The sequence below is a fragment of the Rhodopirellula sp. JB055 genome, assembly GCF_043100905.1.
Lineage (GTDB): Bacteria > Planctomycetota > Planctomycetia > Pirellulales > Pirellulaceae > Rhodopirellula.
Genome location: NZ_JBICHO010000018.1, coordinates 1 through 8,203 on the forward strand (window position 1 = coordinate 1; position 8,203 = coordinate 8,203).

The 8,203-nt window shown below is 57.4% G+C and carries 3 protein-coding genes and 1 pseudogene; 3 read left to right on the forward strand and 1 reads right to left on the reverse strand.

The features are described from left to right. The 3 genes from ACF8AM_RS00520 to ACF8AM_RS00530 form a co-directional block, all read left to right on the forward strand. A partial coding sequence (locus tag ACF8AM_RS00520; RefSeq protein WP_392553747.1) for a biotin/lipoyl-binding protein occupies positions 1 to 1,022 on the forward strand: 1,022 nt, incomplete at its 5' end. Then, entirely contained in the window at positions 1,022 to 2,143 is a 1,122-nt protein-coding gene (locus tag ACF8AM_RS00525; RefSeq protein ID WP_392553748.1) for an HlyD family secretion protein, read from the forward strand. The genes ACF8AM_RS00520 and ACF8AM_RS00525, both read left to right, overlap by 1 nt. Continuing rightward, the gene (locus ACF8AM_RS00530; protein ID WP_392553749.1) at positions 2,140 to 4,329 is read left to right on the forward strand and encodes an HlyD family efflux transporter periplasmic adaptor subunit; all 2,190 of its coding nucleotides are present in this window, start codon (positions 2,140 to 2,142) and stop codon (positions 4,327 to 4,329) included. The genes ACF8AM_RS00525 and ACF8AM_RS00530 overlap by 4 nt, the downstream gene beginning before the upstream one ends. Before the next feature lie 20 nt (positions 4,330 to 4,349). On the opposite strand, the pseudogene ACF8AM_RS00535 reads toward ACF8AM_RS00530, so the two are convergent. Continuing rightward, positions 4,350 to 8,203: pseudogene (locus ACF8AM_RS00535) on the reverse strand (protein kinase); the annotation flags it as partial.

Below are 8,203 nucleotides of genomic sequence, written 5' to 3' on the forward strand. Positions count from 1 at the left end.
TGCTCGAAACCTTCGACTCGTCTTCCCGACCAGTCGACTCCGCCGAACTGCGTGCGGACTGGCAATCCGTCAGCGGCGCGTTGGCTCCCGCGCTGCAACAAACCGTCGATCAAATCCATGCCTCATCGTGGCGACCTAAACGTCGGTTGCCCCGGAGCGTTTTGGCGGCAGCCGGTGCCGTCGCCGCCCTGATCTTGATCGCTGTCCAAGTCCCCTTGCGACTTCCGGTGGAAGGCAGCCTCGAACCGATTCATCAACAACGTCTCTTCGCACCGACCGCAGCTCGCGTGGTTTCTGTTCATGTCAAAGACGGTCAACAGATCACTCCAGGAACCCTGCTGGTCGAACTGAAAAGCGACGAACTCGACCTGCAAACCGAAATGGTTGCGGGCAACCTGGCGACCGCGAAAGCCGAGTTGGCTGGACGACGCACCATCCGCTCCGATCGTTCCGCTCCATCGAGTTCGTCCAGCACTGGCGGCCTGCAGTCGTCGACCAACGAATTGGTCCTTCGCGAGCGCATTCGATCCTACGAAAGACAACTGACGTTGCTGAAGTCCGTGCAAGCATCGATGTCGATCCGTTCGGAAGTCGAAGGCCAAGTCCGTCGTTGGGACGAGAATGAATCTCTGGTCGGCCGAGATGTTTTCCAAGGCCAATGGTTGTTCGACGTGGTGGATTCTTCCGCCGGAATGGTCGCTAACTTGCAATTGGCGGAGCAACACATTGGTCATGTCCTGCAGGCTCAATCCGAAACCGAAGTGTTGAAATGCCGGTTGCGTCTTCGAGCGCATCCCGATGTCACTTGGACCGGCGAGATTCAACACGTCGCATCGGTGGTCTTTCCCAATGAAAAACAACAACCGGTTGTTCAATTGAGCTCCACTGTCCCTTCAACACTCGAAGGTCTCAGCGACCAACCAATGGGGTCGACCGTGGTCGGTGACGTGGAAGCCGGCCGACGAAGCCTCGCCTACGTTCTCCTTCGCCCCCTGTTCGAATCCCTTCGGGAGATTTGGTAATGCATCGAGCACTCATCGCAGCGGGAATCCTCCTGTTCGTCTCGCAACCAGGCCTGGCACAGAACGAGCACATTGATTCCTTCGAATCATCTCAGCTCGCGTGGATCGGTGATTTGATCGTCACGCCGGTGCAATCGGGAGCCGCCGTGGCCACCCTTCCCGGTCAACTGGTCCAGCTCCAAGTGACCGAGGGTGACACGGTGCAACAAGGCTCGCTGCTGGCAAGCCTAAATGGCGTGGCGGCCAAACTCCAACAACAATCCGCCGAACAAGAACTCGCCATCATCGAGTTTCAACTGGCGCAAACGCTGGACGTCGACGCGGCTCTCGCTTTCTTGGAAGAACAAAAGAGCGCGGCCAAGGAACACGAAGCCGGCACAGCCATCCAGAAACGACTTGCCGAAAACGACATCCGCGTCCTGGCCGCTCAGAAAGCGGAAGCGGTCGCCAAGAGCGAATGGACACGCGCGGTCAACGCCAAGCAAAATTTCGACGATGCGGTTTCGCAATCCGAAATCGATCAATTCAAACTCGCTTACGAACAACGAACTCTGGAAACCCAACAAGCCAGATTCGAACAGGAGAACGCTCGCTTGGAACAATCCGTCGACCAAGCCACCGCCGCAGCTTTGCAGGCAAAAATCCGCTCGGCGGAAGTCGCGGTTCAGCAAGCAAAAGCGGCTGCGGACATCGTGCGGCTGAAGAAGAAACAGAAACAGCAACAGCTCGAACTGGCGAATGTGAATGTCGACCAACACTCGCTGAAGTCGCCGATCGACGGAACGGTGGTCGAAGTTTCTCACCGTGTCGGCGACTGGGTGCAACCTGGCGAAGCGGTTGCGCGAGTGGTTCGTTTGGATCGTCTGCGAGTCGAAGGCTACCTGCCCGCCACATGGATCGGTTGGCTTCGCAAGGAATCCAAACCCAAGCTGACCATCGAACTTGCCAACGGAGAAACGGTCCAGCAAATTGGCGAAACCAAATTCATCAGCCCCGAAGTGGATCCGCTGACTCGAGAAACTCGATTCTGGATTGAAATCGACAACACCGACGGGAAAGTGCTGCCTGGTTCACCGGCGCGACTGCTGCTGCCATCGAACGACTCCGGAACGACACGATGAGTTCCGCCGCCATCCAACCGAGATTGCGACCGGATCTGTTTTGCCGTGCAATTCGTGTCGGCAAAGCGTTTCAGTGGGTCATCCGAGACCCGCTGGTTTCGGTGCGTGGATCCAACGATCGGGCCTCCGCTCAGTGGATGGTCAACGAACAAGAATTCTCAATTCTGAACAGCCTCGACGGAAAGCGAACGCTCGAACAAGCTTACTTGCACTGCCAGCGTCTGCTCGCTCCCGCCGAACTTTCACGCGAGGATTTCGAGGCCTTTGTGAACCAAGTCTATCAAAAGGGTTGGATCACAACCTCATCGGCAACCGGCCCGACTTTCATCGCACGACGCGAACCAGACGAATCCTTTAGGCAGCGTGCGATTCGCAACCCGTTGGCAATCCGCATTCCCTTGGTCGATCCCGACCGCTGGCTTGATCGCCCCGTTCAACGTGTTCGAGCGTTGGTTCGGCAGCATCGCCAATCATTTGTCGTAGCTGGTTCCGCTTGGGTGTTGCTATCAGGAACCACGCTGCTCGCCAACTGGGAACACTTGATCCCCGCGATCCGGCAGAACGCAATGACGCTGCAATCCCCCTCCACATGGGTCGTCCTCGCGGCGGTGATCTCAAGCGTCAAGTTGATTCACGAACTGGCGCATGCGACCGCCTGCAAATGGTTCGGCGGCCACTGCCGCGAAATGGGTGTGATGTTCTTGTTTGGCATCCCATGTCTGTACTGCGACGTCAGCGACGCATGGTTGATTCCTCAACCTTGGAAGCGAATATTCGTCTCCGCGGCAGGAATTTTGGCGGAAGGTTTGCTTGGATCGCTTGCTCTGATCACCTGGGCCCATTCGATGCCAGGACTGTTACAAAACGTGCTGCTGTTTGTGCTGATGGTCACGTCGGTCAACACGCTGATCCTCAACGGCAATCCTTTGATGCGGTACGACGGCTACTACCTGCTGTCCGACGCGGCATCCGTTCCGAACCTCGCTTCCCGTTCACGATCCGCGTTGCAAACGCGTTTGCGAGCGTGGTTTGGGGGCGTCTCCGCGATTCGCAACGAGTCCGAATCGCAACCCTCAGAAATGCAGAATGACCGCGACTCCATCGGATTGCTCACCTACGCGATAGCCAGCACGCTCTATCGGATCGCCATCTTTGGAGCGATCGGTTGGCTGGCCGTCAACTTCCTCGCGTCGATCGGTGCGACGACCGTTGGTTTGGTCGCCATCGCAATCGTCCTCTACCGCGTGTTGAGAACTTGGACCGCTCCCATCGTCCGACCACCACGCGAAATGGATCCCGTGAAAGCTCGCACACGGTCGCGATGGATGTTCGGTGCACTAGCTGCCTTGTTGTCGGCAGTCCTTCTGGTTCCGCTTCCTCACCACCTGAAGGGAACCGCGAACATTCGGCCGGTTCAACGGACCGAGGTCTTCGCCTTGGCTGCGGGACGTTTGGAATCGGTTGCTGAAATAGGACAGGCCGTCCAGTCCAACGGGCTGGTCGCGAAACTGGTTGACTGGAAGTCCTCGCTTCAGACACAGCGTCTTGAGGGAGAGATCGCGGAACTGGAAGCTCGCTTGAAAGGGGTTCGCATGAATCGAGCCAGTTCCACTGCATCCCAGCAACCTTCCACGAACATCCCGACGATCGAATTGGCTCTGCAATCCAAACGGGACGAATTGCGAACAGTGCAAGCGGAATCGGCACATCGCGAAATCCGTGCTCCCCATGCGGGCCGGATTGTCGCGACCACGCCCAAACCCATCACGCAGTGGCAACGATCACGATCCCAAATCGGTTGGAGCGGTCAGCCGACCGAATCGATCAACCTTGGATCATGGATCAGCAGTGGAACTCCAATCTGCCAAATCGTTTCAGAAGATGCCTATCAAGCCTCGGTCCCCGTGGATGCTTCCGAAATCGGATGGGTCCGAGAAGGGCAAACCGCCGTCACGCATTTCCCACAAGGTGCAGCGTGGCACGGTCGGATCACACAGGTCGGCACGCGGCCAAACGAGCAAGACGGGACCTACGAAGTCACCATCGCACTGGATCCTGATGAGCGGCCGTTCGATTTCGCTCCGCCAACCGACTGGATCATCGAAGCCGTGATTGATGTGGAGACAACGTCGCTGTGGGACAGAACCCGCCACTGGTTTGCCACCCAATTTCGCATGGACAACTGACGACCATCCGTTCCTTTCGATCAATCCGTGGCGGTCGCTGCTGGCCAGAGGCGAACCGTTCCGTCTTCCGATGCCGTCATCATCAAGTCCCCCTCGTCGGTCAAATCCAAAGCCGACAACGCATCCTTGTGACCTCGCAGTTCCAACAACACACGGCCGAATTGGTTCTGCTCGCCCTGCAGGGCTCCCTGGGCAATCGGATCCCAAACTCGCACCGATCGATCTTCACTGGCGGTGAACAAGCGAAGCGGGTTGGTCAACATCGCCAAATCCGAAATCGGTTCGGCGTGGCCAATCAATTCAATAGGAGGTCCTGCTTCAGCGGTCTTCTTCATGGGGTTCGCCAACCAATCCTCGACATTCCACATTCTCGCGACGTTGTCGGATCCACCGACCGCGACCCAATGAGAGTTGTCTGAAAAACGGCCGACGTTCAGCTTGCCAAGCGACGGGTCAGCCACCAATTTGAGTTTCGCGTCGCCATCGAGTTGCATCATCGTCGCGGCACCTTGATTGCTCGTCGCTAGCAAACACGATCCATCGGCACTGAAGTCCAAGCATGCGATCCCGCCCTGCAGAACCGGATCATTCCATTGTCGAACGGATTCGAATGTTCCTGCGGTTTCGTCGAAGTCCCAAACGCGAACTTGAGAATCGTCTCCGCCCGTGGCAAATCGAAAGACGGCCTTGGGGGAGACCGCGATTGCACGAATGGTTCCTTCGTGAGGTGACTCCAACTTACCGATCGTTTTTCCCGTTTCTGCATCCCAGACTTTGACACTGCGACTGGCTGTGATCACACGGCGATCGCCGCCTGCAAACATGGCTCGCGTGACAGCACCGTGAGCCCGGTAGCTGGTCAAATGCGTGTTGGATTTCTCATCCCAGAGGAACGCTGCGTTTCCGTGCATCGTGACAAATCGATCACCCTGCAACGACTCAACCGCCGTGCACTCGCCAATGCGTTCTGGCAACTCCACCGCTGCGATGCGTTTCGCCGATCCGATGTCGCCCGACATGTCCCACGTTTCGATGCGACTGGTTCGCTCACCCGCTGGCGTCACGACCACCCGGCCGCGTCGCCCATCCGTCGAAAACGACACGCCGCCAATAGTGGGCCGACCACCAACCGCTTTGGTTTGGTTCTGCAAAAACGACTCCGATAGCAAACGTTGCTGGTTGCCACTGGAGAGATCCCACCAAACCACGTTGAAGATGGTTCGATCGGTTCGCTTGGATTGATCGATGGTGATCGCCTGACGTCCGTCGTGGGCAACGACCAATTCCGTCAAAAAGCCATCCATCTCGAAGCGGTCTGCCCAAGTTCGGTCAGACCAACGCCAACGCATCAACGATTGATTGTCCGATCCAATCCAAACGCTTTCGGAATCCCCAGCGAACACGGCTGTGTTGATTCGAAAGCCGAGCAAATCATCGATCGGTTCGCCAACCGGTTCGCCCGACTGCAAGTCCCAGACACGGCCTCGCCCCGCACGGTCGCCACTGAACAGCCAACGGTTGTCTGGCGAGATCGCCAGGGCCGCGACGGATTCTTCGTGCCCATTCAGACGATGCAGCAACCGAGGCGAGACTGACTTCGACGGACTCAACTTCCAAACCAAAACATCGGACTCAGGCGAACTGGAACCGGTGGCGAGAAGACCTCCATCTTTGGAAACGGCCAGCACATCATTCAGTCCCGTGCCACGGACGCTGCCAAGTTCTGTTCCGCGATCAACGTCCCAGATGCGAACGACGGCGTCAGCGTTACCAAGGAACAACCGTCGATGCACGGGGTCCATTCGCATCGACATCGCACCGAACGCGGTCCCCTCTTCCAGCCTGCCTTCGGACTCCCGCCCGTGATTCGCCTCGGGTGATTCTGGTTGCCCCGAAGCAATCGTCCATCGCGTGTCGAAGCGAGACGTCTTGGGATCAATCGACAAGACTCGCGCCGTGTGATCACGACTGGAGGTCACCACCTTGGTTCCATCGTGACTGAACCGAGCCGACCAAATTTCGTCGTCGTGAGCGGTTGCTTCCAAAGCGTTCCAACCGCTCGACGCCGCGTCATTCTCTTTGCGAACGGAAACGGACGTGAAGTCTTCGTCCGATCCATTGTCCAACAATCCCGTTTCCGAATCCCAGTACCGGAGCGTTTGATCGTCACCCAAAGACAGGACTTCTCCCTGGGTCGCGGGAACAAACAAGGCCGCTTTGACAGCGCCGCCGTGACCCCGCAATGATCGCTCACGATCCCAAAGTTCAAGTTCGGCGTCACCAGGCGCATCCGCTCGTTTCCAAATCCGGACCACGTAGTCCTTGCCGGAGGTGATCAAGCGGTCGAGCGTCCGGTCGTAGCGAATGTCCTGCACGCCGCCTCGATGCATCGGCGTGGTCTCATTCAGCGAGATGGAGTCGGCTTTGCTGGTGCCGGAATCAGCATCGCCTGTCGACGCCAAATTCTGGACCGCGTTCTGAATGCTCTTCCTCGGATCGGCATCGATCAAATCGTCTTTTCCCCAGACGACGATATGCCCGTCGGTGTCGCCGCTCGCGAACATCGGCAAGCCATTTTCCAGCCAGACCGCGACTGCGGAGACCTCGGATTCATGTCGCATGAAACGACCGATTCGGGCCGCCGTTTCGTCTTGATCGGGTTTGATGTTCCAAACCGCAACGCGACCGCGAGCCGAATCATTCACGGCTGCCGATACCCACACGTTTTCACCTTCGCGAACGGCGGCGACCTTGGTGACCGGCCCGATGTGCCAGTGCTCGCTGTAACCAGGAACACCCTCATTGTCATTCGAACTCAGGTCCCAAACCCGGACCGTGCGATCGGTGGACGACGAAACCAAAGTGTTTGAATCAACGAAACGCAGGTCGCTCACGGGTCCGTCATGCATCGGCAAACGCAACGTTCGCTTCGAGAGATCCCCGCTCCAAATTTCGATCCTTCCATCGAGCATTCCGATCGCCACTTGGTCGCCGGAAGCATTCATTGCGGCGGTGGTGATGGATCCGCCATCGGGATCACTCCATATCGCGTTGATGAGCAATGGGAATCCAGGTGCGGCCCTCCGCTCGCTTCGCTCGACCCGCCCGGAGGGAGGGTGAAGTTTGGAAGATTGTGCACCACTCGCAATCGAGAACGTTACCAGGCGTCCATCGTCCTGCGTGATCAAACCCCGCTGTTTGTCGCCGACTGGATTTTCCGCCAACGACAACTCATTCGCGATCACTGGCAGCGAGGCAACAGCCTTGGACTGATGAACGGTGGCAGACAGCCAACGCAATTCCCATGGCAACGGTTCCTCGGGAAATCGTTGACGATAGCCAGCGGTCAATTCCGAAAGGATGCGTCGAGCGTCGGAAAACTCGTTCCGATCCACACGTGCTTTGGCCAGCCCGATCTGCGAAACATACGACTCATATTCCGCCTCGGCTCGAGCGATTTCAGCCTTCTTCTGAGCAACCAGGGCGGCGTTTGCACTGATGCGAGCCTCCTCTGCATTTGACTCGGCGCGTTTTTCGTTGCGTTCTGCTTCCTTCGCATTCCTATCAGCGAGCTTCGCGTTTTCGACGGCTTCCTTCGCATTCGCATCCGCCTTCTCCGCATTTTCTTTCGCTAACTTTTCCCCAGCCAGAGCGCGATCTAAGTTTCTATTTGCCAATTGCAAATTACTTTCCGCTCGATCGGTCTCCGCTTCAGCTCTTTTCCTTTGCTTCTCAGCTTCAACGCGTCTCAACTCGGCAATCTCAGCCTGTCGCCGAGCCTCTTGTTCTTTCGCGTTGATCGTCACCAATGCGAAGGCACCGCCGACAAAGATGAACAACTACATCGCGGCGACGGCACGCTTCAAGAACTTGA

Excerpts from the sequence above, each read along its gene's own strand:
- ACF8AM_RS00530 (WP_392553749.1), top strand. The coding sequence starts at position 2,140 with ATGAGTTCCGCCGCCATCCAACCGAGATTGCGACCGGATCTGTTTTGC.
- ACF8AM_RS00525 (WP_392553748.1), top strand. The coding sequence starts at position 1,022 with ATGCATCGAGCACTCATCGCAGCGGGAATCCTCCTGTTCGTCTCGCAA.